The following is a 780-nucleotide window of genomic DNA, read 5'->3' on the forward strand; positions in this document are numbered from 1 at the left end:
GGGCTTACTAGAGCGACGTTCGAGACCGAGCATCCGGTTGTTCGTGTCCACCCCCAAACCGGCGAGCGAACGCTGGTGCTCGGTTTTTACGTCAAACGTTTTGTTGACGTGCCGAAACATGACGGCCAAAAGCTATTCGATTTATTCGAGTCTCATATCACCGCACCGGAAAACACTGTGCGCTGGAACTGGAAGCAGGGCGATGTCGTTATCTGGGACAACCGCGCTACGATGCATTATGCAGCTAGGGATTACGGCGACGAGCCTCGCGTCGTTCGTCGCGTGGCCGTCGATGGCGAGGTACCCCTCAGCGTTGACGGCCGGTGCAGTGTCGCTCGTATCAAGATAATCAAGCAGCCTTCCGCGGCGTCGTCCACTAGCTGAGTCCGTGAAAACAAAGCCGGCCAAGACAATGGGGCCGCAGTGAACGACCCGGAATCCCGTTTTGGCGGGCAGCATCGATAAAAGAAGATTTCAACATACGCCTGGCAGACCTGGCAGCGACTTACTCTCCCGCGTCTTGAAGTACCCACTAATTGTCGAAACCGGGGGCGAGATCATTTCGGAACAAGGGGGCGGCATCCCTCGGAATCAGAGCTATGAGCGACAGAATTATCATCAACATGCGAGGTTCTGACCGCAGAGCCTTTGAAGTCTCGGCGCAAGCCGCGTCATTGGTTGGCGCCGATCGCGGTTGATGGCGAAGCCAGAGCCAAGCCGTCTGGATCAGCGTCGTTCGCAGCCTCGGATTGCCAGCTTTCGATATCTGCTGGTCGTGAT

1 protein-coding gene and 1 pseudogene are annotated in these 780 nt (G+C 56.7%); one reads left to right on the forward strand and one right to left on the reverse strand.

All coding sequences use genetic code 11. The features are described 5' to 3' along the window. A partial coding sequence (locus EOA27_RS38680; protein ID WP_145970913.1) for a TauD/TfdA family dioxygenase occupies positions 1-384 on the forward strand: 384 nt, incomplete at its 5' end. 298 nt (positions 385-682) lie between these two features. Here the strand turns inward: EOA27_RS38680 and EOA27_RS38685 are convergent. Then, a pseudogene (locus EOA27_RS38685) lies at positions 683-780 on the reverse strand (transposase); the annotation flags it as partial.

The organism is Mesorhizobium sp. M2A.F.Ca.ET.037.01.1.1 (genome assembly GCF_003998075.1).
Lineage (GTDB): Bacteria > Pseudomonadota > Alphaproteobacteria > Rhizobiales > Rhizobiaceae > Mesorhizobium.